This is a genomic window from Streptomyces sp. NPDC015139, assembly GCF_043079785.1.
Taxonomy (GTDB): domain Bacteria; phylum Actinomycetota; class Actinomycetes; order Streptomycetales; family Streptomycetaceae; genus Streptomyces; species Streptomyces albidocamelliae.
Genome location: NZ_JBIBUW010000038.1, coordinates 1 through 25,631 on the forward strand (window position 1 = coordinate 1; position 25,631 = coordinate 25,631).

The 25,631-nt window shown below is 71.6% G+C and carries 23 protein-coding genes and 1 pseudogene; 18 read left to right on the top strand and 6 right to left on the bottom strand.

The window, feature by feature from the left end:
• Nucleotides 1-107 precede the first annotated feature (107 nt).
• From ACF08B_RS40410 to ACF08B_RS40450, 9 genes are all read left to right on the top strand, one after another.
• The gene (locus ACF08B_RS40410; protein WP_392322034.1) at nucleotides 108-752 is read left to right on the top strand and encodes an HAD family hydrolase; all 645 of its coding nucleotides are present in this window, start codon (nucleotides 108-110) and stop codon (nucleotides 750-752) included.
• A gap of 93 nt (nucleotides 753-845) precedes the next feature.
• A complete protein-coding gene (locus ACF08B_RS40415; RefSeq protein ID WP_392322035.1) occupies nucleotides 846-1,580 on the top strand; it encodes a VC0807 family protein in 735 nt (244 codons plus the stop codon).
• Between the two features lie 81 nt (nucleotides 1,581-1,661).
• Nucleotides 1,662-2,876: an MFS transporter gene (locus ACF08B_RS40420; protein WP_392322036.1), complete on the top strand. Its 1,215-nt coding sequence runs from the start codon at nucleotides 1,662-1,664 to the stop codon at nucleotides 2,874-2,876.
• The gene (locus tag ACF08B_RS40425) at nucleotides 2,827-3,999 is read left to right on the top strand and encodes an acetoin utilization protein AcuC (RefSeq protein WP_392322037.1); all 1,173 of its coding nucleotides are present in this window, start codon (nucleotides 2,827-2,829) and stop codon (nucleotides 3,997-3,999) included. The genes ACF08B_RS40420 and ACF08B_RS40425 overlap by 50 nt, the downstream gene beginning before the upstream one ends.
• A gap of 105 nt (nucleotides 4,000-4,104) precedes the next feature.
• Nucleotides 4,105-4,920: a phosphatase gene (locus tag ACF08B_RS40430; RefSeq protein ID WP_392322038.1), complete on the top strand. Its 816-nt coding sequence runs from the start codon at nucleotides 4,105-4,107 to the stop codon at nucleotides 4,918-4,920.
• Between the two features lie 129 nt (nucleotides 4,921-5,049).
• Nucleotides 5,050-5,262: a helix-turn-helix domain-containing protein gene (locus ACF08B_RS40435; protein ID WP_046417307.1), complete on the top strand. Its 213-nt coding sequence runs from the start codon at nucleotides 5,050-5,052 to the stop codon at nucleotides 5,260-5,262.
• A gap of 132 nt (nucleotides 5,263-5,394) precedes the next feature.
• Nucleotides 5,395-5,493: a 30S ribosomal protein bS22 gene (locus ACF08B_RS40440; protein ID WP_003948845.1), complete on the top strand. Its 99-nt coding sequence runs from the start codon at nucleotides 5,395-5,397 to the stop codon at nucleotides 5,491-5,493.
• 222 nt (nucleotides 5,494-5,715) lie between these two features.
• A complete protein-coding gene (locus ACF08B_RS40445; protein ID WP_392322039.1) occupies nucleotides 5,716-6,777 on the top strand; it encodes an NAD-dependent epimerase/dehydratase family protein in 1,062 nt (353 codons plus the stop codon).
• Between the two features lie 14 nt (nucleotides 6,778-6,791).
• A complete protein-coding gene (locus tag ACF08B_RS40450) occupies nucleotides 6,792-7,877 on the top strand; it encodes a lysophospholipid acyltransferase family protein (protein WP_093476738.1) in 1,086 nt (361 codons plus the stop codon).
• A gap of 97 nt (nucleotides 7,878-7,974) precedes the next feature.
• Here ACF08B_RS40450 and ACF08B_RS40455 read toward each other — a convergent pair whose 3' ends face one another.
• The 3 genes from ACF08B_RS40455 to ACF08B_RS40465 form a co-directional block, all read right to left on the bottom strand.
• Nucleotides 7,975-9,210: a DUF5667 domain-containing protein gene (locus ACF08B_RS40455; RefSeq protein ID WP_392322040.1), complete on the bottom strand. Its 1,236-nt coding sequence runs from the start codon at nucleotides 9,208-9,210 to the stop codon at nucleotides 7,975-7,977.
• A gap of 245 nt (nucleotides 9,211-9,455) precedes the next feature.
• A complete protein-coding gene (locus ACF08B_RS40460) occupies nucleotides 9,456-10,235 on the bottom strand; it encodes an ECF subfamily RNA polymerase sigma factor, BldN family (protein WP_093696679.1) in 780 nt (259 codons plus the stop codon).
• 315 nt (nucleotides 10,236-10,550) lie between these two features.
• On the bottom strand, nucleotides 10,551-11,480 hold the full coding sequence (locus ACF08B_RS40465) for an HAD family hydrolase (RefSeq protein ID WP_392322041.1): 930 nt from the start codon (nucleotides 11,478-11,480) through the stop codon (nucleotides 10,551-10,553).
• Between the two features lie 128 nt (nucleotides 11,481-11,608).
• On the opposite strand from ACF08B_RS40465, the gene ACF08B_RS40470 reads away from it, so the two are divergent.
• The 8 genes from ACF08B_RS40470 to ACF08B_RS40505 all read left to right on the top strand — a co-directional run bounded on the left by ACF08B_RS40470 (nucleotide 11,609) and on the right by ACF08B_RS40505 (nucleotide 20,222).
• A complete protein-coding gene (locus ACF08B_RS40470) occupies nucleotides 11,609-11,890 on the top strand; it encodes a glutaredoxin family protein (RefSeq protein ID WP_093476744.1) in 282 nt (93 codons plus the stop codon).
• 279 nt (nucleotides 11,891-12,169) lie between these two features.
• The gene (locus ACF08B_RS40475; protein ID WP_392322042.1) at nucleotides 12,170-12,946 is read left to right on the top strand and encodes a redox-sensing transcriptional repressor Rex; all 777 of its coding nucleotides are present in this window, start codon (nucleotides 12,170-12,172) and stop codon (nucleotides 12,944-12,946) included.
• Entirely contained in the window at nucleotides 12,943-14,628 is a 1,686-nt protein-coding gene (locus tag ACF08B_RS40480) for a glutamyl-tRNA reductase (protein ID WP_392322043.1), read from the top strand. Before ACF08B_RS40475 ends, ACF08B_RS40480 begins: the two co-directional genes overlap by 4 nt.
• Nucleotides 14,625-15,584, top strand: a complete 960-nt coding sequence (gene hemC / locus ACF08B_RS40485; RefSeq protein WP_093476748.1) for a hydroxymethylbilane synthase — start codon at nucleotides 14,625-14,627, stop codon at nucleotides 15,582-15,584. Before ACF08B_RS40480 ends, hemC begins: the two co-directional genes overlap by 4 nt.
• Nucleotides 15,581-17,290, top strand: a complete 1,710-nt coding sequence (locus ACF08B_RS40490; RefSeq protein ID WP_093476750.1) for a bifunctional uroporphyrinogen-III C-methyltransferase/uroporphyrinogen-III synthase — start codon at nucleotides 15,581-15,583, stop codon at nucleotides 17,288-17,290. The genes hemC and ACF08B_RS40490 overlap by 4 nt, the downstream gene beginning before the upstream one ends.
• A 127-nt stretch (nucleotides 17,291-17,417) precedes the next feature.
• Entirely contained in the window at nucleotides 17,418-17,822 is a 405-nt protein-coding gene (locus ACF08B_RS40495) for a hypothetical protein (RefSeq protein ID WP_392322044.1), read from the top strand.
• Between the two features lie 73 nt (nucleotides 17,823-17,895).
• Nucleotides 17,896-18,888 (top strand): porphobilinogen synthase, encoded by a 993-nt coding sequence (hemB, locus tag ACF08B_RS40500; RefSeq protein WP_392322045.1) that lies wholly within the window; start codon nucleotides 17,896-17,898, stop codon nucleotides 18,886-18,888.
• Nucleotides 18,889-19,019: 131 nt separating this feature from the next.
• A complete protein-coding gene (locus tag ACF08B_RS40505) occupies nucleotides 19,020-20,222 on the top strand; it encodes a PLP-dependent aminotransferase family protein (RefSeq protein WP_392322046.1) in 1,203 nt (400 codons plus the stop codon).
• Between the two features lie 15 nt (nucleotides 20,223-20,237).
• Here the strand turns inward: ACF08B_RS40505 and ACF08B_RS40510 are convergent, their stop codons facing one another.
• Together ACF08B_RS40510 and argS are read right to left on the bottom strand one after the other, a co-directional pair.
• Complete coding sequence (locus ACF08B_RS40510; protein ID WP_392322047.1) at nucleotides 20,238-21,056, bottom strand: DUF4253 domain-containing protein; 819 nt, start codon at nucleotides 21,054-21,056, stop codon at nucleotides 20,238-20,240.
• A 102-nt stretch (nucleotides 21,057-21,158) separates the two neighbouring features.
• Nucleotides 21,159-22,928 (bottom strand): arginine--tRNA ligase, encoded by a 1,770-nt coding sequence (gene argS, locus ACF08B_RS40515; protein WP_392322048.1) that lies wholly within the window; start codon nucleotides 22,926-22,928, stop codon nucleotides 21,159-21,161.
• Nucleotides 22,929-23,055: 127 nt separating this feature from the next.
• Between argS and lysS the strand changes: the two genes are divergently transcribed.
• Nucleotides 23,056-24,795: a lysine--tRNA ligase gene (gene lysS, locus ACF08B_RS40520; RefSeq protein ID WP_392322049.1), complete on the top strand. Its 1,740-nt coding sequence runs from the start codon at nucleotides 23,056-23,058 to the stop codon at nucleotides 24,793-24,795.
• A gap of 104 nt (nucleotides 24,796-24,899) precedes the next feature.
• Here the strand turns inward: lysS and ACF08B_RS40525 are convergent.
• Nucleotides 24,900-25,631 (bottom strand): annotated as a pseudogene (locus ACF08B_RS40525) (hypothetical protein); the annotation flags it as partial.

The window sequence follows — 25,631 nt, forward strand, 5'->3', positions numbered from 1 at the left end:
TGGTACTGCAGGGGGGACCCTGTGGGAGAGTAGGACGCCGCCGAACAATCTTTGGGAAAACCCCCGCATCCACGGATGCGGGGGTTTTCTGCGTTTAGGGTCGACGTATGCGCTACGACCTCATCATCTTCGACAACGACGGCGTCCTCGTCGACAGCGAGCCGATCTCCAATCGGCTGCTCGCCACGTATCTGACCGAGCTGGGGCACCCGACGTCGTACGAGGAGTCGATACGGGACTACATGGGGTCGGCGATGCACCGGATCCACGAGCTCGTCCTGGAGCGGACCGGGCAGCGGCTGCCGGACGACTTCGACGACGTCTTCCACGCGCGCGTCTTCGCGGCCTTCGAGCGGGAGTTGCAGCCCGTGGCCGGCGTCGGAGGCGTGCTGGAGAAACTGGCCGCCGACGGGGTGCCGTACTGCGTGGGCTCCTCCGGGAGCCACGAACGGATCAGGGTGGGGCATCGGACGACCGGGCTCGACCGGTGGTTCACCGAGGACCGCGTCTTCAGCTCGCAGGATGTCGGGCGGGGCAAACCGGAGCCCGACCTCTTCCTGTACGCGGCCCGGCGCATGGGAGTCGCACCCGAGAGATGCCTGGTGGTGGAGGACTCCCCCCTCGGCGTCCAGGCGGCCGTGGCGGCCGGGATGGACGTGTACGGCTTCACCGCGATGACGCCGGCGAACAGGCTGGCGCAGGCGAACCAACCCTTCACCGACATGGGCGAATTGGCTGACCTGCTGGTATGACGCGGGCCACCGGTCCGCTCCTGACATTTGTCATGCGGACCTCCGGACGATCGTTTCTACAGCCGGCCCCCCAGGGTCGGCGAAGCTGAACGCATGACGAAGAACACGGGGGCCCAGGGCCGGAGCGAGCAGCGGAAGCGCAACCCGAGCGTGCTCGACAACTTCAAGCCGTTGCTCGTCGACGTGGCGGTGCCGCTCGGCTCGTACTACCTCCTCAAAGGGGCCTTCGGGATGAGCGTCTTCGCGGCGCTCGCCTGGAGCAGCGTCGTGCCGGCGCTGCGGACCGGGTGGAGCCTGGTCAGGGAACGCAGGACCAACGGGCTCGCGGGCCTCATCCTCGTCGTGAACGTCGTCTCGCTGCTGCTGAGTTTCGTCTCCGGCGATCCCCGGCTGATGCTCGCCAAGGACAGCGGGATCAGCAGCACGGTCGCCATCGGCATCCTGGTCTCCGTACGGCTCGGCAAGCCGATGATGACCGCCGGTATGAAGCCCTTCCTCATCAAGGGCGACACGGCGAAGGAGGCCGCCTGGGAGCGGCTGATGACCGGGAGGGCGACCGCCTCCGCCGCCTTCCGGCGGAAGGAGAGCGTCTTCTCCGTCGTCTGGGGCGTGGCGCTGTTCGCCGAGTGCGTGGCGCGGGTCGTGGGGGCCTACACCGTCCCGGTGGACACCATGGTGTGGCTCGGGACGGTCGTCGTGATCGGCACGGTCGCGGTCGCGATGGTCGTCAGCGGCGGCCTGGCCGTCGCGCCGATGGAGGGGATGCTGGCCGCCGAGGTGGAGGCCGGCGCCGACCGGGCGCAGCCCGAGGTCGCCGTCGCCGCCTGACTCGGCGCTCGGTAAAGCTGAGGGAAATTCATCTTTGGCTTGATCTACCCACAGGTAGCCCGGGGCCCTACGCTCGCCGCCATGACTGATGTGCTGCGGCGCGGTAGGGCCTCGCTGGCGTTCAGCTTCTTCGCCCAGGGCGCCGCCTTCGCCCTGCTCGTGACCCGCATCCCGGCCGTCCAGGACCGGTACGGCGTTTCCGATGCCCTGCTCCCGGCCTTCCTGGCCGCCGTACCGATCCTCGCCGGTGTCGGCAGTGTGACCACCGAGCAGCTGGTGAAGCGGGTCCGGCCCAGCCGGTTGCTGCGCTGGTCCCAGCCGGTGGTGCTGCTGGCGCTGCTCGGGGTGGGGGCCGGCGGGCAGGGGCAGGTGGCCGCGCTCGCGGTGGCGCTCGGCGTGTTCGGGCTCGCGGTGGGCGCGCTGGACGCCTCCATGAACATGCTCGGCGTCAGTCTGCAGCGGACGTACGGGCGCAGCATCATGCTCAGCTTCCATGCCGCCTACAGTCTGGGCGGGATCGTGGGCGCCTCGCTGGCCTGGGCCGGGGCGCACTGGCACCTCGCGCTCTGGGTGTCGTACCTGCCGGTGGTGGCGGTGCTGCTGCCGGCGGCACTGGTGGGGAGCAGGTGGTACGTCGACGGGGAGCCGGCGCCCGTGGCGGACGACCGGGCCGGCGGCGGTGTGGTGTTCAAGCTGCTGCTCCCGCTGTGCCTGGTGATGACCTTCGCGTACATCGGGGACTCGACGGTCTCCAACTGGAGCGCGAAGTACCTGAAGGACGTGCTGGGCAGCTCGGAGCAACTGGCGACGGTGCCGTACAACGTCTACATGATCACCACGCTCGTCGGCCGGGCCGTCGGGGACTACGGGGTGCGGCGGCTCGGGGCCGTGACCGTCGTGCGGCTGGGCACGCTGGTCGCGGCCGGCGGGTTCGCGGTGGTGGCCGTGGCGCCCGGGGCGTGGATCGGGATGCTCGGTTTCACCCTGCTGGGTCTGGGGCTGTGTGTGCTCGTGCCGCAGACGTTCGCGGCGGCGGGGCGGATGTTCCCGGGGGCTTCGGACACGGCGATCGCCCGGCTGAACATCTTCAACTACGTCGGTTTCCTGATCGGTTCGCCGTTGGTCGGGACCCTCGGCGACACCTGGAGCTATCGCGGGGCCATGCTGGTGCCGATGGTGTTGGTGCTGGTGACGTTGGTGTACGCCAGGTCGTTCGCCGCTCAACCGGACCGATACGGTGGCGGTCATGAGCGGCCGCGCACAGCTGATGTGGGACGAGGCAGTAACGGGCTATGACTTCGGCAGGGACCATCCGATGGACCCGGTCCGGCTGGAGCTGACCCGGAAACTGGTGGGCGCCTTCGGGCTCGACCGGGAGATGGAGGTCGTGGCGGCGAAGCCGGCCGGCGAGTCGACGCTGCGGCTGGTCCACCGGGAGGACTACATCGACGCCGTGAAGGCCGCGTCCGCCGATCCCGCGGGTGCCGACGGAGCCTACGGGCTCGGCACGGTCGACGACCCCGCGTTCGCCGGGATGCACGAGGTGTCCGCGCTGATCGCCGGCCAGTCGGTGGGGGCCGCGGAGGCGGTGTGGCGGGGGGACGCCGACCACGCCGTGAACTTCGCGGGCGGGCTGCACCACGCGATGCCCGGGGGCGCGTCGGGTTTCTGCGTCTACAACGACGCCTCGCTGGCGATCGCCCGGCTGCTGGAGCTGGGCGCCGAGCGCGTCGCCTACGTGGACGTCGACGTGCATCACGGCGACGGGGTCCAGGCGGCGTTCTGGGAGGACCCGCGGGTGCTGACGATCTCGCTGCACGAGCATCCCCGTACGTTGTTCCCGCAGACCGGGTGGCCGCAGGAGACCGGCGCCGGGGACGGGGAGGGTGCCGCGGTGAACGTGGCGCTGCCGGCGGGCACCGGGGACGCGGGGTGGCTGCGGGCGTTCCACGCGGTGGTGCCCGAACTGCTGGCGGAGTTCCGGCCGCAGGTGCTGGTCTCGCAGCACGGTGCCGACACGCACTTCGAGGACCCGCTGGCGCATCTCGCGGTGTCACTGGACGCGCAGCGGGCGGTGCAGGTGGCGTGTCACGAGCTGGCGCACGAGCACGCCGGGGGCAAGTGGGTGGCGCTCGGGGGCGGCGGTTACGCGGTGGTCGAGGTCGTGCCGCGGTCCTGGACGCATCTCGTGGCGATCGCCGCGGGGCGGCCCGTCGCTCCGGAGACGATGATTCCCGACGCGTGGCGGCAGCAGGTCTACGCCCGGACCCGGCAGCCGGGACCGTACCGGATGACCGACGGCCGGTGGCCGGTGAGTTGGGCCGCCTGGGACGAGGGGTACGACCCCGCCGACCGCCTGGACCAGGCCGTGCTGGCGACGCGCCGGGCGGCTTTCCCGCTGCGGGGGCTGCTGCCCTAGCGCGGCGCTCCGTGGCAGGGGTGAGGCGGGAGGCGTTAGGCCGACCGTGCGGTCTTCTCGCCGTTCCGCTGCCCGCCGCCGGGCCGATGGGCCACCATCGCACCCGTGTCGCCCCCTGCCGACCTCCGCGCGCACCTGCTGGCCGCCGGGCTGGCCGGGGTCGTGGGGACCTCGCGTGAGGACAGCCTGCGCAGTTACCGGCTGTTCGCGGCCAGGGATCCGCGGCTGTTGATCGGGATCGACCCGGAATGGCCGTGGGAACAGCCGGACTTGCTCGCGTTGATGGCGGAGAAGTGCGGGGTTTCGGCCGATCCCCGGCACACGGCCGGCCCCGACGTGATCGATCCGGAGCGCACGCTGGCCGCGCTGGACGCCTTCGCGGAGCGGATCGGCGAGGTCGCCCGGCGGGGTGCGCCCGTGCTCTTCGGCACCGGGCACCCACAGCGGCTGCTCGGTTTCTACGCCGGCCTTGCGGACGCGCTCTCGGCGGCGGGGTGTGAGGTGCTCACCCCTGCGCAGGGTCGCTGTGTCGACATATTGACCCGGTTCGGTCTACGTACGTACCGCGTCGACTACCTACGTGGTGTTGCCCTGGTGCGGGAACCGGAGGCCGAGCGCCCCGGTGGTGAGCCGGGCGTCCACAGTCATTCGCCGCTCCCGGTTCGGGTCGTGCTCGAGGCCGCGGCGGAGCGCGGGGGGCCGTTGCCCGAGCTCGTGGTGGGGGATCACGGGTGGCTCTGCGGTGCAGGTCAGCTGGGGTTCGAGGCGATCGGGCCGGCCGACACCGATGATCCGGCGCCGTTCGTGGGAGAGGCCGAGGGATCCGTGTCGGTCGTCGTTCCGGTTGACGACGGCGTGCGCTCGGAGCACTACCTCCCGCTCACCCGCTACGTGCTCAAACGAGCGTGTCTGTCACAGTAGGCCGGCGACGGGTGCACCTCTTCCCCACTCGCATCACCCGCCCCTACATTGGGGAGTGAGCACGCAACGACGAAGAGTCACCGGAAGGGGAAGCCGGTGGCCGTCGAGTGCGGAAGGTTCAGGTGTGTCATGGCTGCAGCTGGCGAGAGGCCTCTGAACGAGGTTCAGTTCCTGACCGTGGCGGAGGTCGCCACGGTGATGCGAGTGTCGAAGATGACCGTGTACCGGTTGGTGCACAGCGGTCATCTGCCCGCGATCCGGGTCGGGCGGTCGTTCCGTGTCCCGGAGCAAGCGGTACACGAGTACCTCCGCGACAGCTACGTGGGGGTGGAAACGGCCTGACGGTGTCCCCGGGAGACCGGAACACCCCTCGATTACGACCTCAGCGCTCGGTTGGGTAGGCTAGGCCCTCGTAGGTCGTGTGGGCCCATGGCGCCCAAACAACCGAGTGATGAGAAGTGAGCGAGGGTAGTCGTGGGCTCTGTTATCAAGAAGCGGCGCAAGCGGATGGCCAAGAAGAAGCACCGCAAGCTGCTCAAGCGCACGCGCGTTCAGCGTCGCAACAAGAAGTAGGCGACGCCGCGAGGGCGTACACCTGTGGCCTCCCACCCGTGCTGGTGGGAGGCCACAGTCATGTCCGCAGGTACGGGGGCGGGGCCCCCGGCATGTTCCGATGGGGGGAGTTTCGGTCACCTCGTGCATCGGGGGGTCATCACAGCGCAACATCGAACCGCTAAGTTGGCCGCACACGGGGAACGCGGAACTGGGGCAACGCGGAGAAGGAAGGCGCTGATCTTGGCGAAGGTCGTGCTCGTCACCGGAGTGGCCCGGCAGCTGGGCGGCCGGTTCGTGCGGCGGATCCAGCGGGACCCGGAGGTCGACCGGGTGATCGCCGTGGACGCGGTGCCGCCGGCGCACCATCTGGGCGGGGCCGACTTCGTCCAGGCCGACATCCGTAAGCCGACCATCGCCCGGGTGCTCGCCGAGACCGGCGCCGACACGGTCGTGCACATGGACGTCACGGGCACGGCCCTGGGCGGGGGCAACCGGGCCACGGTCAAGGAGACCAACGTCATCGGCACCATGCAGCTGCTCGGCGCCTGCCAGAAGTCGCCGACCGTGAAGCGCCTGGTGGTGAAGTCCAGTACGAACGTCTACGGATCGGCGCCGCGCGACCCGGCCGTGTTCACGGAGACGACCCCGCCCAAGTCACTGCCCAGCGGCGGCTTCGCCAAGGACGCCGTCGAGGTCGAGGGGTACGTGCGCGGGTTCGCGCGGCGGCGGCCGGACGTGGCCGTGTGCGTGCTGCGGTTCGCGAACATCCTCGGCCCGGCCGCGGACACCCCGCTCGCCTCGTACTTCGCGCTGCCGGTCCTGCCGACCGTGCTCGGCTACGACCCGCGGCTGCAGTTCGTGCACGAGGACGACGTCATCGAGGTGCTGCGGATCGCCTCGCACGAGCCGCGCCGGGGCACCCTCAACAGCGGCACCTTCAACATCGCCGGGGACGGTGTGCTGCTGCTCTCGCAGTGCTCCCGGCGGCTGGGCCGGCCCACCGTGCCGCTGCTGCTGCCCGCGGTCACCTGGGCCGGCTCCCTGGTCCGTACGCTGGGTATGACGGACTTCTCACCCGAGCAGATCCGGCTGCTCACCCACGGGCGGGTGGTGGACACGGTGCAGATGCGCGAGACGCTGGGTTTCACGCCCAGGTACACGACGGCGGAGACGTTCGCGGAGTTCGCACGGAGCCAGGGCCCCGGGCTGCTGCCGCCGGAGGCCCTCTCGGGGGCCGTCGACCGGATCGCCGCGCTGGCCGCCCAGACCGGCGGCCGGCCCACGACGCACAGCGCCAATTGAGGAGCGCAGCAACGATGGCGGACGCCAAGGTCATTCCGTTCGACGACGACCGGTCCCGCGGGAGCGCCGCGCAGCGGCCGGCGCGGCGCCGGAGCACGGGGAGCCGGCGCAAGGGCGAGAGCGCCGTGGTGCGCGGGGTGGGGGAGGCCGGGGAGCTCGGTGAGGTGCAGCCCCTGCCCGGCCGGGCGCAGACCCGGGAGGACGGCGCTGTGCGCCCCGAGGAGGAGTCGCCGGAACCGGCGGAGGCGGATGGGCACGACGGTGGGCTGGAGCGGCGTGTGGCGGCCGGACTGGCCTTCCTGCGGCGCCGGCTGACCGGGGAGTACGAGGTCGACGACTTCGGGTACGACGAGGAGCTGACCGACCAGGTCCTGATGTCGCTGCTGCGGCCGTTGTACGAGAAGTACTTCCGGGTCGAGGTGAAGGGCGTCGAGAACATCCCGGCGGAGGGCGGGGCGCTGATCGTCGCCAACCACTCGGGGACGCTGCCGTTGGACGGCCTGATGATGCAGGTCGCCGTGCACGACCACCACCCGGCCGGCCGGCATCTGCGGCTCCTCGCGGCCGACCTGGTGTTCGTGCTGCCGGTGGTCAACGAGCTGGCCCGCAAGCTGGGGCACACGCTGGCCTGTTCCGAGGACGCCGAGCGGCTGCTGGAACAGGGCGAGTTGGTCGGGGTGATGCCGGAGGGCTTCAAGGGCATCGGGAAGCCGTTCGGCGAGCGGTACAAGCTGCAGCGGTTCGGCCGGGGCGGATTCGTCTCCACGGCGCTGCGGCAGGGCGCGCCGATCATCCCCTGCTCGATCGTCGGGGCGGAGGAGATCTACCCGATGATCGGCAACGCGAAGACGCTCGCCCGGCTGCTGGGCTTCCCGTACTTCCCGCTGACGCCGACCTTCCCGTGGCTGGGCCCGCTGGGCGCGATCCCGCTGCCCACCAAGTGGACGATCCAGTTCGGCGAACCGATCCCGACGGACGGCTATCCGCCGGAGGCCGCCGAGGACCCGATGCTGATGTTCAACCTGACCGACCAGGTACGCGAGCAGATCCAGCACACGCTGTACAAGCTGCTGGTGCAGCGCAGGTCGGTCTTCTTCTGACCGACCTGTACGACGGCAGACCGTACGACGACAGGGCTCTACGGCGAAGGGGGCGCCCCGCTCGGGTGGGGCGCCCCCTTCGCTTCGGCCGCTACGGCTACTCCGCGTCCTCGCTGTCGATGCCGAGGCCGGGGAGCAGATCCGGGAAGAGCGGCGGGATGGTGATGTCCGGCTGACCCGACGGGGTCTTGCCGGCGGACGGGGAGCTGTTGTCGCCGCCGATCTTCGGCGGGTCGAGCAGACCGCCCGTGTCGCCCCCGATCAGACCGTCGCCGCTGCTGCCCGTGGCCGAGCCGCTCGGGCTGCCCGGGCTCGCGTGCCTGCCCGGGGACGGGGTGTCGCCCGAGGAACTGGGCGCGGTCGACCGGTGGGTGTCGGAGGAGCCGGTGGACGCCGGGCCGGAGCCCCCCTGCCGCTTGCCGTCCCCGGGTTGGGCCGGCTGCTGGGGCAGCAGGGACTGCAGCGGGGCGACCTCCTCGTCTATGGCGTCGAAGACCGACGACACCTGCTGTTTGACGTCCCCGAGCTGCATGGGCAGCTTGTCGCTGAGCGTGCTCCACGCCTCACGGTGGGACCGCGAGAAGGTGGAGAGCGCCTGGATGGGACCCAGCGAATCGGGGTCGGCCTGGTAGGCGGCGTGCAGCAGGCGGTGGCCCTCGGCCACGTCGTGCTGCATGCCGGACAGGGTGCGGCGGATCTCCCCGATGGACTCGTGGTCGAGGTGACCGCCACGGCCGCGGTCCAGCAGCCGGCGGGCCTCGTTGAGCCGGGTGGAGGCCTGGTCGAGGTAGGTCTGGCCGCGCTGGTCGTCACCGTCGGTCAGATAGTTGAGCTTGAAGTCCTCGATCCCGCGTTTCAGGCCGTACAGCGAGTCGCCGGGCAGGGCGTCGGAGCTGGCGGCGGCGACCCCGCCGAAAGCCCCGGCGGCCACGCCGACGCTGAGCCCGCCCGCGGCGAGCCCCTTGGTCAGCCTGGAACGCGGGCGAAGTTTGCCCAGCGGGCTCGCCCGGTGTGCGCCCCGGGCCCTATGGGAGCGCTGGTCCGGTACCGACGCATCCGCCGCCCCGGTTCCCTCCTGGAGCATGGCCTCCATCGCGGCCACCAGTTGGGCGCGCTGGACGACCTTGACCTCGGGGTCGAGCTGCGGCTTGGGCAGCCCGCCGAGACCCGCCGCCAGGGCCAGCAATGTGCCCTGTTCGGCCGGTTCCCCGGCGGTCGGCGGGGAACCCGCCGGTGCTGCGGACTGCTCGGCCGCCGTGTCCCGGTCGGACTGCTCCTCCAGGGCCTGGGCGAAGGCGTTCGCCCGCCGGTGCGCCGATACATTCGCGATCACTGGCGGCACCTCCTCTCGTCATGACGGTCGACTCCCCAGGGGGTCCTGAGGGTTGCACGCCCACGACCACTTCCACACGATCGAGCGATCAGGGTCGGCCAGGACGTGACCACAGGGAGCCTGTATCCCGCACAACGACTGGCGCGGCACTTGGGTTACGGACGCCGGATGATCGGCTCGGAAAGGCAACGAGCTTTCACGGAGAGTGAGTTGCCCGTCGCCCTGAGTGGTGTGGGGCGCGGGCTTCAGCGTGCGTCGTCCGGCAGCAGCCGGGCGAGCGTCCGTACGGCACGGTACTGGAGGGTCTTGATGGCACCCTCGTTCTTGCCCATGACCCGGGCCGTCTCGGCGACCGAGAGGCCCTGGAGGAACCGCAGGGTCACGCACTCCTGCTGCTGCGGGTTCAGCCGGCGCACGGCTTCCAGCAGGGCGGCGTTGGACAGGGACTCCAGGACCGAGTCCTCCGGGGAGCGCTCCACCTCGTTGGCGTCCAGCATCTCGCCGGTCGTGACCTCGAGGCGGAAGCGGCTGGACTTGAAGTGGTCGGCGACGAGGTTGCGCGCGATCGTCACCAGCCACGCCCCGAAGTCCCGGCCCTGCCAGGTGAAGGTGCCGATCCTCCTGAGCGCCCGCAGAAAGGTCTCGCTCGTGAGGTCCTCGGCGGTCGCCCGGCCGCCCACGCGGTAGTAGATGTACCGGTACACCGTGTCGCTGTACTGGTCGTACAGCCGGCCGAAGGCCTCGGCCTCGCCCGCCTGGGCGCGCTCGACGAGGTCCATCATCCGGGCGCTGTCGCTGTCCGCGGCCGGGCGGCGGGCGGTGGCGGCGCCGCTGGGGCGCCCTCGTCTGCCGACCGCGGCGCCGCTCTCGGCCAGTGCGTAGCACGGGCCGGCGGGCGCGGCGGCGGCGAAGGCGGGGACGGCGTACGCGGTCGGGACAAAGCCGCGCATCGTCTCTTTGACCATTGCGACCGTTGCGCGCAGCGTAGCCAGGCCCGAGGCGTCAACCCCGACGTGTGGGTACACGGGACTCCCAGAGGCAGAGCTTCCATCACGTGCAGTGCGGGACCGTTCACCCGTCGTAGCGACGAATGGGGTCTCGTTTGCGTCTGAGGAGAATAACGCTTCGTGCAGGCACTGCTACACCGAGTTGCTCAAATCATCGATTGCGTCGCTTCTGTTACCGATTGACGCCCCATCAAGGACCGTAGAGTGATCGATTTTTGAACGGAAAGTGGCGAGTTTCGGCGAAGTCCAGGGCGTCTTGAAATGGCCGCGGCATAATTCGGGCGCGCGGCACGGAAACTGAGGGAGTGTGGAGCGAGAGCGGCGGTGCGGCCGCTACCGGCGCCGTCGGCTCAGGGCGATCGCCGCCGCCGTGCCGCCGGCGACCGCGCCGACGCCGGCCGCCGCGGGGATGCCGACCTTGGCCGCCTTGCGGCCCGTCCGGTAGTCGCGCAGGCGCCAGTCCTGTTCGCGCGCGTGCCGGCGCAGCTTGGCGTCCGGATTGATCGCGTAGGGGTGGCCGACCAGGCACAGCATGGGGATGTCGTTGTGGCTGTCGCTGTAGGCCGCGCAGCGGGAGAGGTCGAGTCCCTCCGCCGAGGCCAGCGCGCGGACTGCCTCGGCCTTCGCGGGACCGTGCAGCGGCTCGCCGACCAGCTTGCCGGTGTAGACGCCGTCGACGGACTCCGCGACCGTGCCGAGCGCGCCGGTCAGGCCGAGACGGCGGGCGATGACCTGGGCGATCTCCACCGGGGCCGCCGTGACGAGCCACACCTTCTGGCCCGCGTCCAGGTGGGCCTGGGCGAGGGCGCGGGTGCCCGGCCAGATGCGGTCGGCCATGTACTCGTCGTAGATCTCCTCGCCGATCGTCTGGAGCTCGACGACGCGGTGGCCCTTGACGATGGACAGCGCCGAGTCGCGGGCGTCCTGCATGTGCTCCGGGTCCTCGACACCGGCGAGCCGGAACCAGGCCTGCTGCCAGGCGAACCGGGCCAGGTCGCGTGTCTCGAAGAACTTCCGCTTGTACAGGCCGCGGCCGAAGTGGAACAGCGCGGCACCCTGCATCACGGTGTTGTCGAGGTCGAAGAAGGCGGCCGCCCTGTCGTCGCCGATCACCGGGAACTCGGGTTCCACCTCGGCGGCCTGCGGGGTCTGCGGCGCCTCCTGCGAGGACTTGCGGGCAGCCTCCGCCGAGGCCTCGCCTGCCAACACGCTCCGCGCCGTGGCGGAGCGCCTACGGGGAGTGAGCCATCCGAGAGCGGCCATGTCGTGAGCATAGCCAGTCTGTTCGGTGCTTCCGGAGTCGAGAGGTTGGAAGGGTGTGAACTCTCCGCGACCGGGCCGTTAAAGAACTGCCCGAAGACGACCGGTACGGCGGTGCCCGGCGCGCGAGAATGGCCGGTATGAGTCCCCTCTTCCGACGCAAGGCCGAGCCCCGTGAGCGGCTGGTCACCCTCATCCGCAAGCCCGGCTGCCATCTGTGCGACGACGCCGAACTCGTGCTCGACAAGGTCTGCGGAGAACTCGGCGTGTCCTGGGAGCAGCGGGACATCACCGAGGACCGGGAGCTGCACGACCGGTACTGGGAGCAGATTCCGGTCGTACTGATCGATGGTGAACAGCACACCTTCTGGCGCGTGAACGAGGAGCGACTGCGCCGGGCACTGACCGAGTAGTACAAATCCCCGAAAAGTCGCTTAGGATCGTTGGCGGTTTGGTCTCGGGGGCGGGATTCGTGAGGAGAGTGTCCGGTTTTGCCCCCAGTAACGAAGGAACCTCGGTGTGTATACGCCGGTTCCCGCCAAGGGTGCGGAAGTCGCGTGACCCCGGTCACTTCTGCCGGGCAAATCGGACACCATCTTTGTGCACGCGTTCACAAAGACATAGCCTGCTGTCGACGGGGCGGTCCGGGGACGTATGACCGCCCACAGCCCCGCTCTACCCGCAGGAGCACCGTGGCAACTGGCCGAACACACCGACCGGCGACCCGTAGCCGAGGGATTCCCGAGGCCACCGTCGCCAGGCTTCCGCTGTACCTCCGAGCCCTGACGGCACTGTCCGAGCGCTCGGTACCCACGGTCTCCTCCGAGGAACTGGCCGCGGCGGCGGGGGTCAACTCCGCCAAGCTGCGCAAGGACTTCTCCTACCTGGGTTCCTACGGAACGCGCGGTGTCGGCTACGACGTGGAGTACCTCGTCTACCAGATCTCCCGCGAGCTCGGCCTGACCCAGGACTGGCCGGTCGTGATCGTCGGTATCGGTAACCTCGGCGCCGCGCTGGCCAATTACGGCGGGTTCGCCTCCCGCGGCTTCCGGGTGGCCGCGCTGATCGACGCCGACCCGGCCATGGCCGGGAAGCCCGTCGCCGGCATCCCGGTCCAGCACACGGACGAGCTGGAAAAGATCATCAAGGACAACGGGGTGTCCATCGGCGTCATCGCCACCCCCGCCGGTGCCGCCCAGCCGGTCTGCGACCGGCTCGTGGCCGCCGGGGTCACCTCCATCCTGAACTTCGCGCCGACCGTGCTGTCCGTCCCGGACGGGGTCGACGTGCGCAAGGTCGACCTCTCCATCGAGCTGCAGATCCTCGCGTTCCACGAGCAGCGCAAGGCCGGCGAGGAGACCGCGGCCGGAACCGGCGCCCTGCCCGCCGCCGCTCCCCGCGGCACGGCCGCCGACGACTCCACCGACCAGGGACCCGACGGGGACGTACCCGCCGTGATGCCGGCATGAGCCTTCTCGTCGTCGGACTCAGCCACCGCAGTGCCCCGGTCAGCGTGCTGGAGCGGGCCGCGCTGGCCGCGGACGCCCAGACCAAGCTGCTGCAGGACACGGTCGCCGCCGAGCCCGCCACCGAGGCCGCGGTGCTCGCCACCTGCAACCGCATCGAGCTCTACGCCGACGTGGACAAGTTCCACGCCGGTGTCGCCGAACTGTCCACCCTGCTCGCGCAGCACAGCGGCGTCGGCCTGGAGGAGCTCACCCCCTACCTCTACGTCCACTACGAGGACCGGGCCGCCCACCATCTGTTCTCGGTGGCCTGCGGGCTGGACTCGATGGTCGTCGGCGAGGGGCAGATCCTCGGCCAGATCAAGGACTCCCTGGCCCGGGCGCAGGACCTGCACACCGCGGGACGGCTGCTGAACGACCTGTTCCAGCAGGGCCTGCGGGTCGGCAAGCGCGCCCACTCCGAGACCGGGATCGACCGCGCCGGGCAGTCCCTGGTCACCTTCGGCCTGGAGCAGCTGGCCGTCGGCACGGACGTCGGTGTCTGGGCCGAGGGCAAGAAGGCGCTGGTCATCGGTGCCGGCTCGATGTCGTCGCTGGCCGCGGCCACGCTCGCGCGGGCCGGGGTCGCCGAGATCGTCGTCGCCAACCGCACCGTCGAGCGCGCCGAGCGGCTCGCCCAGATCCTCACCGAGGGCGACGACACCGCCGTGGCCGCCCGTGCGGTGACCATGGACGCGGTGCCGGGTGAGCTGACACGTGCCGACGTCGTCGTCTCCTGCACCGGTGCGACCGGCCTGGTGCTCAGCGCGGAAGCGGTCGCCCAGGCGGTCGAGGGCCGCACCGGGCGGCCCGCCGCCGAGCTCGCCGACAGGGCCCCCGCGCCCACGCACGGCAAGGCCCCGCTGGCCGCCGGCGCCGACGAGAACTGCCCGCTGGACCTGGCCGCCGCGCAGCCCGGTTTCTCCGTCATGGGCGAGGCGGCCGTGGCCGGTATGGACGCGGCCACCCTGGAGCAGCACGCGGCCTGGGTCGCCGGCGGCACCGTCGACCGCCGGGAACGCCGTACGCCCGAGGCGGACGCCGAGCTGATCACCGCGCTCGCCGCGACCGCGGCCACCGTCGGCCGCATCCCCGAGCGCCGCAAGCCCGAACCGGCCGCGGGGATCCCGCGTCCGGCGCCCTCCTTCTTCCTCCTCGACCTGGCCATGCCCCGCGACATCGACGCGGCCGTGCACCGGCTGGCCGGGGTGCGCCTGGTGGACATCGAGTCGCTGGCCGAGGCGTCCGCGGACGCGCCGATGGCGACCGACGTGGACCAGGTCCGGCGTATCGTCTCCGACGAGGTCGCGGCCTTCGGGGCGGCCCAGCGGGCGGCGCACATCACGCCGACCGTGGTCGCACTGCGCACCATGGCCGCCGACGTCGTCGCCGGTGAGATCGCACGGCTCGACGGCCGCCTGCCCGACCTGGACGAACGCCAGCGCGGGGAGATCCGGCAGGCCGTGCACCGCGTCGTCGACAAACTGCTGCACGCGCCGACCGTACGGATCAAGCAGCTCGCGGCCGAGCCCGGCGGCGCCGGGTACGCGGACGCGCTGCGCACCTTGTTCGACCTCGACCCCGAGACGGTCGCCTCCGTCTCCCGGGCCGTGGACAGCACAGACAAGAAGGACCGACCGGCATGACTGACAAGGCACTGAGACTGGGGACCAGGCGCAGCAAGCTCGCCATGGCCCAGTCCGGGCAGGTGGCGGAGGCCGTCCGCCGGGTGACCGGCCGGCCCGTCGAGCTGGTCGAGATCACCACGTACGGCGATGTCTCCCGCGAGGCGCTGGCGCAGATCGGCGGCACGGGCGTCTTCGTCACGGCGCTGCGTGACGCGCTGCTCAGGGGCGAGGTCGACTTCGCGGTTCATTCGCTCAAGGACCTCCCGACCACGCAGCCCGAGGAACTCGCCCTGGCCGCCGTGCCGCTGCGCGAGGACCCGCGGGACGTGATCGTCGCCCGGGACGCGCTCAAGTTCACCGACCTGCCGCGGGGCGCCCGCGTCGGCACGGGTTCGCCGCGCCGGATGGCGCAGCTGAACGCGTACGCCCGCGCCCACGCGCTGGACATCGAGACGGTCGCGATCCGCGGCAACGTGGACACGCGCATCCGGTACGTCCGCGACGGCGAACTGGACGCGGTCGTGCTGGCCGCCGCCGGACTGAACCGGATAGGCCGGATCGACGAGGTGACCGACTTCCTGTCGGTCGACACGGTTTTGCCCGCCCCCGGCCAGGGGGCACTGGCGATCGAGTGTGCCGCGGACAACGCGGACCTGATCGCGGCGCTCGGCGAGCTCGACGACCCGTTCACCCGGGTCGCCGTGACCGCCGAACGGTCCCTGCTCGCCGCCCTGGAGGCCGGATGCAGCGCCCCTGTGGGCGCACTGGCCGACCTTCTGAGCGACGGGCAGATTGTCAAGGAAATGCGCCTGCGCGGCGTCGTCGGCACGACCGACGGCACCCGCACGGTGCAGCTGTCCACCACCGGTCCCGTGCCCCAGACGCACGAGCAGGCGATGGCACTCGGTCGCGAACTCGCCACCGAGATGCTCGCCCAGGGCGCGGCCGGTCTGATGGGGGAGCGAGCGCAGTGAGCCCCACCACCCTTCCCGCCGGCCTCGAACACGGGCACGTCACCTTCCTCGGTGCCGGACCCGGGGATCCGGGACTGCTGACTCTGCGCGCCGTGGAGGCGCTGTCGAACGCGGACGTCCTGGTCGCCGAGCACGAGGTGCTCGACGTCATCCGGACGCACGCCCGGCAGGGCGTCTCCGTCGTGAGGACGGACGCCGACCCCTCCTCGGTCTCGCCGCCGGGCACGGGCACGCCGCAGCTCACGGTCGTTGACGGCACGTCAACCGCCGCCGCTGCCCCGGCCCCTGCCCGGGATGCCGCTCATCTTGTCATGGAGGCCGCGCGGGGCGGCAGGCGGGTCGTCCGTGCGGTGTCCGGGGACCCGGGACTTGATACGTACGCGGCCGAGGAAATGCTCGCCTGCGTCGCCGCCGGTGTGCCCTTCGAGGTCGTGCCCGGCGTGGCGGCGGCGGTCGGCGTGCCCGCGTACGCCGGTGTGCCGCTGCGCGACGCGCAGGGCGCGGACGTCCGGTTCGTGGACGCCCGTACCGCCTCCGACCGCTGCTGGACGGAGGTGGGTGCCTCGGACGGCACGGTGGTCGTCTCGACGACGCTGGACGCGGTGGCCGCCGCGGCCGGCGAGCTGGTCTCGGCGGGCCGCAAGCCGGACACCCCGCTGACGGTCACGGTCGCCGGTACGACGACCCGCCAGCGCACCTGGACGGCGACGCTCGGCACGATCGCGCAGACGCTGAAGCAGGCGAAGGTGCTGCCGTCGCCGGACGGCGGCCGGCCGGTGATAGCCGTGGTCGGCGAGCGTTCCGCCGCCGCCCAGCGCGACCAGCTGTCGTGGTTCGAGTCCAAGCCGCTGTTCGGCTGGAAGGTGCTCGTGCCGCGCACGAAGGAGCAGGCGGCGTCGCTCTCCGACCAGCTGCGGTCCTACGGCGCCGTTCCGCACGAGGTCCCGACGATCGCGGTGGAGCCGCCGCGCACCCCCCAGCAGATGGAGCGGGCGGTCAAGGGCCTGGTCACGGGGCGCTACGAGTGGATCGCCTTCACGTCGGTCAACGCGGTGAAGGCGGTCCGGGAGAAGTTCGAGGAGTACGGCCTTGACGCTCGGGCTTTTGCGGGTATCAAGGTGGCTGCGGTCGGTGAGCAGACGGCGAAGGCGCTGATCGCCTTCGGCGTGAAGCCGGACCTGGTGCCGAGCGGGGAGCAGTCCGCCGCGGGTCTGCTGGAGGACTGGCCGCCGTACGACCCGGTGTTCGACCCGATCGACCGTGTCTTCCTGCCGCGTGCCGACATCGCCACCGAGACCCTGGTGGCCGGCCTGATCGAGCTGGGCTGGGAGGTCGACGACGTGACCGCCTACCGGACGGTCCGCGCGTCGCCGCCGCCGGCGGACACCCGCGAGGCGATCAAGGGCGGCGGCTTCGACGCGGTCCTCTTCACGTCCTCGTCCACGGTCCGGAACCTGGTCGGCATCGCGGGCAAGCCGCACAACGTGACGGTGATCGCCTGCATCGGCCCGGCCACCGCCAAGACCGCCGAGGAGCACGGCCTGCGGGTCGACGTGATGGCTCCCGAGCCGTCGGTGCACAAACTGGCGGAGGCGCTGGCGGACTTCGGCAGGAAGCGCCGGGCGGCCGCGCTGGAGGCGGGCGACCCCGTCACCCGGCCCAGCGAGCGACGGCCGGGAGCGCGCAGGCGCCGGTCGACGACGTGAGCGCCGGGCGGCCGTGACGCCCTGAGGCGATGAGGAGGCGGGACGTGTCGTGAGGACGCGTCCCGCCTTTCGCCGTCCGCCCCCGGCGCCTCCCGGGGCGGGTTGTGTGCATGCCATGATCGGGCGCATGAGCGAGTACGCCGTGTACGCGGAGATCGTCTACTGGCGGCGGAGCCTGTGGAACGGGGCGCGCTGCGTGCCCGTGGTGCTGAGCCTGTCCCCCGGTGAGCTGCGGGCCGAGGACCGGGACGGGCAGGTCGTCGTCCAGGGCGATCCCCGGGAGGTCGAGGGCCGGCTCACCCGGCTCGGGACCCTGCTGATCACCGTCCGCGGGAGGCGGTACGCCCTGGTCGGGCGGGGCGGTGGCATGTCTCCGGTGCCGAGTCCCGGGCAGCGGGCCGCGGTGAGCGCCTTCGGGGCCTCGTCGCCCGAGGCCGGGGGAGCGGTCGACCAGGTCCTCAACGCCGGTGCCGGGGCGCGGATGCGCGCCTGGCACGCCCGGCTCGGCGGGGCCGGCGCCCGGCTGTGGTGAGCCGCCCCGCGACGGCCGTGCGCCGACGCCGCGTCGGCAAAGGCGCGCCCCGCGCGGGCGTAGCGTAGAAGGCATGACGAAGTACGGACCCTTTCCCGGTACGCGTCCCCGGCGGCTGCGGACCTCGCCCGTCATGCGGCGGATGGTCGCCGAGACGCGACTGCACCCCGCCGACTTCATCCTCCCGGCGTTCGTCCGGGAGGGCGTCTCCGAGCCGGTGCCCATCTCGGCGATGCCCGGTGTCGTGCAGCACACCCGGGACAGCCTGAAGAAGGCCGCGCTGGAGGCCGTCGAGGCCGGGGTCTCCGGGATCATGCTGTTCGGCGTGCCGGAGGAGTCCAAGAAGGACGGCCAGGGCACCGTCGGCACCGACCCGGACGGGATCCTCCAGGTCGCGCTGCGCGACGTGCGGGCCGAGGTCGGCGACGACCTGCTCGTCATGTCGGACCTGTGCCTGGACGAGTTCACCGACCACGGGCACTGCGGGGTGCTGGACGCCGAGGGCCGGGTCGACAACGACGCCACCCTGGAGCGGTACGCCGAGATGGCCCAGGTGCAGGCCGACGCCGGAGCCCATGTCGTGGGCCCCAGCGGGATGATGGACGGCCAGATCGGCGTCGTCCGCGACGCGCTCGACCAGATCGGCCGCGAGGACGTGGCGATCCTCGCCTACACCGCCAAGTACTCCTCCGCCTTCTACGGCCCCTTCCGCGAGGCCGTCGGCTCCTCGCTCCAGGGCGACCGCAAGACCTACCAGCAGGACCCGGCCAACTGGCGGGAGTCCCTGCGGGAGCTGGAGCTCGACCTCGCCGAGGGCGCCGACATGGTGATGGTCAAGCCGGCCGGACCGTACCTGGACATCGTCGCCCGGGTCGCGGACGCCGTGGACGTGCCGGTCGCCGCCTACCAGATCTCCGGTGAGTACTCGATGATCGAGGCCGCCGCCGAGAAGGGCTGGATCGACCGCGACCGCGCCATCTTCGAGACCCTGACCGGTATCAAGCGGGCCGGGGCGCGGAACATCCTCACCTACTGGGCCACCGAAGCGGCCCAGAAGCTGCGCTGACCCACCGGCGGAGACGGCGGCCCAGCGCCGCCGTACAACGGTGTCCGGATCCCGGAATTATCGGTGTATTCGACACGCAACTCCCTATGCTCCGGACGGAGACGATCCACCGAGCCGAGGAGAGCCGCGCCATGACCGTCACCGAGCCGGCACCGCCCACCGCGCCCGTCCCGCCGCTCGCCGAGCGCGCCCGCAGTGTGGGCGGTTCGCCCGTGCGGGACATCCTCGCGGTCACCGCCCGCCCCGAGGTCATCAACTTCGCCGGCGGCCTCCCGGCACCGGAACTCTTCGACCGGGAGGGCATAGCCGCCGCGTTCCGGGACGTGCTGGCCGAGGCCCCGGCCCGGGCGCTGCAGTACTCCACCACCGAGGGCGAGCCGGCGCTCCGGGCCGCGCTGGCCTCCCGGATCACCGCCCAGGGGCTGCCCACCGCACCCGACGACCTCCTGATCACCACCGGGTCCCAGCAGGCCCTGTCCCTGCTGGCGACCGCGCTGCTCGAACCCGGCGACACCGTCCTGGTCGAAGACCCCTGCTATCTCGCGGCACTTCAGGTCTTCGGCCTGGCCGGCGCCCGGGTGGTGGCCGTACCCGGCGACGAGGACGGAGTGGATCCCGGGGCCCTGGCGGAGGCCGTCCGCCGCGAGCGCCCGAAGCTCCTCTACCTCGTCCCCACCTTCCAGAACCCCACGGGCCGGACGATGCCCGCGCCGCGCCGTGAGGCGATCGCCGCCGTGGCCGCCCGGCAGGGCGTGTGGATCGTCGAGGACGACCCCTACGGCGAACTCCGTTACGACGGCGCGCGCGTGCCCTGGATCGCGTCGTTCCCCGGCGCCGGTGACCGGACCGTCCTGCTCGGTTCGTTCTCCAAGGTGATGGCCCCCGGCCTGCGCCTGGGCTGGCTGCGCGCCCCCGCCGGGCTGCGCCGGGCGTGCGCGGTCGCCAAGCAGGCGGCCGACCTGCACACGCCCACCCTCAACCAGCTCGCCGCCTGCCGCTACCTGGGCGTGCTCGACGCCCATGTGGAGCGGGTGCGGGCCGTGTACGGCGCCCGCCGGGACGCCATGCTGGCGGGCCTTCCCGGCGCCCTGCCGGCCGGCTCGCGGTGGAGCCGGCCCGAGGGCGGCATGTTCCTCTGGGCGCGCCTGCCGGAGGCCTACGACACGGTCGCGCTGCTGCCGCGGGTGGTGGAGCAGCACGTCGCCTACGTCCCCGGCGCCCCCTTCTACGCCGGGGAACCCGACCGCTCCACCCTCCGGCTCTGCTTCGTCACACAGACGCCGGAGGAGATCGCGGAGGGGCTGCGCAGGCTGGGCCGGGGCCTCAGCGGCTGAGGGCGCGGGCGGGCGTCAGTCCCACCAGAAGGTCCAGGTGTGGCTGCCGACGAGGTCCTTGGCGTAGGCGCGCAGCGGGTCCGGCCCGTCCTCCAGAGCGGTGTCCGGGCAGAACGCGAAGTGCTCCGCCGCCACGGCCTCGGCGGCCTCCCGGGTGGTCGGCGGAGCGGCGACGGAGACGATCAGGGTGTCCGGGCCGAGGGCCACGACCCGTATGCCGAACCGGTCCTCCCAGGAACGCAGCACCGCGCAGACACGCGCCACGTCCGCCTCGTAGTTGACCGGGCCGGTCCAGCCGACGGCCGCCGGGATGTCGGCGGACCGGCGCGCGGGGACCAGGGCGAGGTGCGCCTCCTCGATCTCGGCGTCCCGGCCGCTCTTCAGCGCGTCGGCGACCTGCGCGGCGCGGGTGTCCGGGTCGGCGGAGAGGGCGCCGGCCGGTGCGAGGCCGGGCCACTGCCGCCCGAACGGGGCGAGGTCCTCGGCGGCTTCGTCGTAGGCCGCCTCCTCCTCCCAGTACTCCGCGAGGACGTCCTCGGCGTCGTGGTCGCCCGGGTAGGACGTCTCGCCGGGCAGGAACACCCAGTCCTGGAGGCTGCCCGAGGAATCGCTCAGGTCGACGAGCACCGGCAGCAGACCGATGCGGGACGCCGGGGCGCCGAGGGCCTTCCAGGTCCCCGGCGCGGCCGGCTTCTGCGCGTACCACAGCAGCGGTTCGTGCCACGGCCCGTCCTGGGCCAGGTCGAACAGCCTGCCGGGCGGCAGTTGCAGCCCCAGGGAGCGCCCGCTGGGGTCGGTGGCCAGCCGGGGCAGCGGATTGGGAAGAGTCGCCATGCCGCCGACTGTAAACGCCCCCACTGACAACGCCGTTGGCGCCTCCGCGACGGCATCCCGGGCGGCCGTGGTGGTGCTCCACGGCCCCCCGGAGGCCGCGTGTCAGAGCTTCTCGGGGGTCCTGATGCCGAGCAGGGCCATGCCCCGGTGCAGGGTGCGGGCGGTGAGGTCGACCAGGAAGAGGCGGTTCGCCACCTGCTCCGCGGTGTCGGCCTTCAGGACCGGGCACTGGTCGTAGAAGGTCGTGAGCAGCGACGCCAGCTGGTACAGGTACGCGGCCAGCTTGTGCGGCTCGTAGTCCGCCGCGACCTCCAGGACCGTCTCCGCGAACCGGTCCAGGTGCAGGCCGAGAGCGCGCTCCGCGGGGGCCAGCTCCAGCTCCGGGTGGGCGGCCGGGCGGGCCTCGCCCGCCTTGCGCAGGATGGACTGGACGCGGGCGTACGCGTACTGGAGGTAGACGGACGTGTCGCCGTTCAGCGAGACCATCTGGTCCAGGTCGAACTTGTAGTCCCGGACCGCGGAGGTCGACAGGTCCGCGTACTTCACCGCGCCGATACCGACGTAGCGGCCGTTCTCGGTGATCTCCCGCTCCGTCAGACCGACCTTCTCGGCCTTCTCGCGGACGACGGCGGTGGCCCGCTCGACGGCCTCGTCCAGCAGGTCCTGGAGCTTGACCGTCTCACCGGCACGCGTCTTGAACGGCTTGCCGTCCTTGCCGAGAACCGTGCCGAAGGCCAGCTGGTGCGCCTTGACGTCGTCGTTCAGCCAGCCGGCCCGGCGGGCGGTCTCGAAGACCATCTTGAAGTGCAGGGCCTGCCGGGCGTCCACCACGTACAGCAGCGTGCTCGCCTTCAGGTTGAAGACGCGGTCGCGGATCGCGGACAGGTCGGTGGCCGCGTAGCCGTAACCGCCGTCCGACTTCTGCACGATCAGCGGCACCGGCTTGCCGTCGGGGCCCTTGACGTCCTCGAAGAACACGCACAGCGCGCCCTCGGAGCGGACGGCGACACCCGACTCCTCCAGCATCCGGCAGGTGTCGGCCAGCATGTCGTTGTAACCGGACTCGCCGACGATGTCGGGGTCCTGGATCTCCATGTCCAGCTTCTCGAAGACGGAGAAGAAGTAGATCTTCGACTCGTCCACGAACTTCTGCCACATGGCGAGCGTCTGCGGGTCGCCGGCCTGGAGGTCCACCACCCGGCGGCGGGCGCGCGTCTTGAACTCCTCGTCGGAGTCGAACTTCCCCCGCGCGGCCTTGTAGAGGCGGTCGAGGTTCGACATCGCCTCCTCGCCGGTCACCCGGGCGTCCTTGTGGTCCAGCTCGTGCGGGTGCTCGTCCAGGTACTGGATGAGCATGCCGAACTGGGTGCCCCAGTCGCCGATGTGGTGGCGGCGCACCACGTTCTCGCCGGTGAACTCCAGCAGCTGCACCACCGCGTCGCCGATCACCGCCGACCGCAGGTGGCCGACGTGCATCTCCTTGGCCACGTTCGGCTGCGCGTAGTCGATCACCGTCGTGCCGGGGTGCCCGGCGTACGGCACGCCGAGGCGGCCGGTCTCGTCCGCGTACCGCGCGGCGAGGTTCTCGGTGATCGCCCTGTCCGCGATCGTGATGTTGAGGAAGCCGGGGCCGGAGACCTCGACGTCCTTGATCACGTCACCCGCCACCACCTGGGAGACGACCTGGGTCGCCAGCTCCCTGGGGTTGGCCTTCGCCTTCTTGGCCAGCGCCAGGATGCCGTTGGCCTGGAAGTCGGCCCGGTCGCTTCGTCGCAGCAGCGGGTCCGCGCCGACGGCCTCCGGCAGGGTGGCCGAGAGGGCGGACGCGAGGTGCTGCTGGACGGAATCGCTGAGGGACGTGACCGAGGCCATAGGAATGGGTGCCGTTCTCCTCGTGGGGTGGATAGACCCGGTCAGTATCCCACGGCGGGTAAAGCCGTTTTCGCGGGCGCAAGCCCGTCTGTGAGAATGGAGTGTCACCCCGTTCAGAAAGAAGGACGTGCCGATCGTGGCTCAGAGCACCGAGACCACCGACTGGGTCTCCCGTTTCGCGGATGAGGTCATCGAGGAGTCGGAGCGTCGGGCCCCGGGCAAACCGGTCGTCGTCGCGTCCGGCCTCTCCCCGTCCGGGCCCATCCACCTCGGCAACCTGCGCGAGGTCATGACCCCGCACCTGGTCGCCGACGAGATCCGCCGCCGCGGCCACCAGGTCCGGCACCTCATCTCCTGGGACGACTACGACCGGTACCGCAAGGTCCCGGCCGGTGTCGCGGGCATCGACGGCTCCTGGGCCGAGCACATCGGCAAGCCGCTGACCTCGGTGCCGGCGCCCGAGGGCTCCGCGTACCCGAACTGGGCCGAGCACTTCAAGGCCGTGATGGTGCAGGCGCTGGCCGAACTGGGCGTCGAGTTCGACGGGATCAGCCAGACCGAGCAGTACACCTCGGGCGTCTACCGCGAGCAGGTTCTGCACGCCATGCGGCACCGCGGCGACATCGACGCGATCCTCGCGCAGTACCGCACGAAGAAGGCCCCGAAGAAGCAGCAGCAGAAGGCCGTGGACGAGGCCGAGCTGGAGGCCGAGGAGGGCTCCGGCGCCGCGGCCGAGGACGACGGCAGCTCCGGCTCCGCCGGGTACTTCCCGTACAAGCCGTACTGCGGCGGCTGCGGCACGGACCTGACCACGGTCACCTCGTACGACGACGAGACCACCGAGCTGGCGTACACCTGCTCCGCGTGCGGCTTCGCGGAGACCGTCCGGCTCAGCGAGTTCAACCGCGGCAAGCTGGTCTGGAAGGTCGACTGGCCGATGCGGTGGGCGTACGAGGGCGTGATCTTCGAGCCGAGCGGGGTCGACCACTCCTCGCCCGGGTCGTCGTTCCAGGTCGGCGGGCAGATCGTCGGCATCTTCGGCGGCAAGCAGCCGATCGGCCCGATGTACGCCTTCGTCGGAATCTCCGGCATGGCGAAGATGTCGTCCTCGCGCGGTGGCGTGCCCACCCCCGCGGACGCGCTCACGATCATGGAGCCGCAGATCCTGCGGTGGCTGTACGCGCGCCGGCGGCCCAACCAGTCCTTCAAGATCGCCTTCGACCAGGAGATCCAGCGGCTCTACGACGAGTGGGACAAGCTCGCGGCCAAGGTCGCCGACGGTTCCGCCCTGCCGGGTGACGTGGCCGCGTACACCCGTGCCGTCGGCACCGCCGCCGGTGAGCTGCCGAAGACGTCGCGTCCGCTGCCGTACCGCACGCTCGCGTCCGTCGCCGACATCACCGCCGGACACGAGGACCAGGCCCTGCGCATCCTCTCCGAGCTGGACCCGGAGCAGCCGCTCGGCTCCCTGGACGAGGCCCGGCCGCGCTACGACCGCGCCGAGGCGTGGATCAACACCCACGTCTCCGCCGACCAGCGGACCATCGTGCGCGACGAGCCCGACGCCGAGCTGCTGAAGTCCCTCGACGAGGCGTCCCAGCAGTCCCTGCGGCTGCTGCTCGACGGGCTCGCCGAGCACTGGTCGCTGGACGGGCTCACCCACCTGGTCTACGGCGTGCCCAAGGTGCAGGCCGGGTTCGCCGCCGACGCCACGCCCAAGGAGCTGCCGCCGGAGATCAAGACGGCCCAGCGGACCTTCTTCGCCCTGCTCTACCACCTGCTGGTGGGGCGGGACACCGGGCCCCGGCTGCCCACGCTGCTGCTGGCGGTCGGGCAGGACCGGGTGCGCAAGCTGCTCGGGCAGTAGGCGGACCGGCAGACGGCAGACGAAAAGGGGCCCTCCACCACGGAGGGCCCCTTTTCGTCTGTCGCGTCGCCTGTGTCCTGCCGTCCCCGTCCGGACGCACGCCCTCAGGCGATGTGGTCCTCCTGGAGTTCCGCGGTGTGGCGGTTGGCGAAGCGGTTGACCATCCGTTCCGCCTCGCCCTTCGGCAGCGCCATGCCGAAGGTCGCCTCGACGTCGTCCTTGAACTGGGCGGCGGTCGGGTAGCTGCCGTCGATCGACTTGCGGAAGACCAGGTAGAAGTCCTCCTCGGTCGGCTCCGGCTCCGGAGTGCCGCCGCCCTCGCCGAGCTCGCGGGTGCGGTGGGCGGTCACCGGGATCGGGAAGCTGCCGGTCTCCTCCGGGGAGGGCTGCTGGAACCGCTCCGGAACCTGCTCCTCGTACCAGTCCTCGTACTGCTCCTCGGGCTCGTACATCGCCTCGGGGGGCGGTTCGTAGGCGGGGTCGTAGCCGCCGTGGTACTCGATCTCGCGCTGGGACTGGAACCAGGGGCTCTGCTCGTCCACCGGCGGCTCGGGGCGCTGCCGGCCGGGAGCCCCCGCCTGCCGCGGGATCGGCGCCCCGGCGCCGGCCCGGGCGCCCGCGGGGCCGTCCACGGCCGCGTCGGCCGCCACGAGCTGCGGCTGCCGCGTGACCACCGGCAGCACCGCCGGTTCGATGCCCGCCGCCAGCAGGCCCGCCGGGGCCGTCTCCGCCAGCGGGACCCCGTAGCGGGCCAGGCGCAGCGGCATCAGCGACTCCACCGGAGCCTTGCGGCGCCAGGCGCGGCCGAAGCGGGAGCGCAGCCGCGCCTGGTAGAC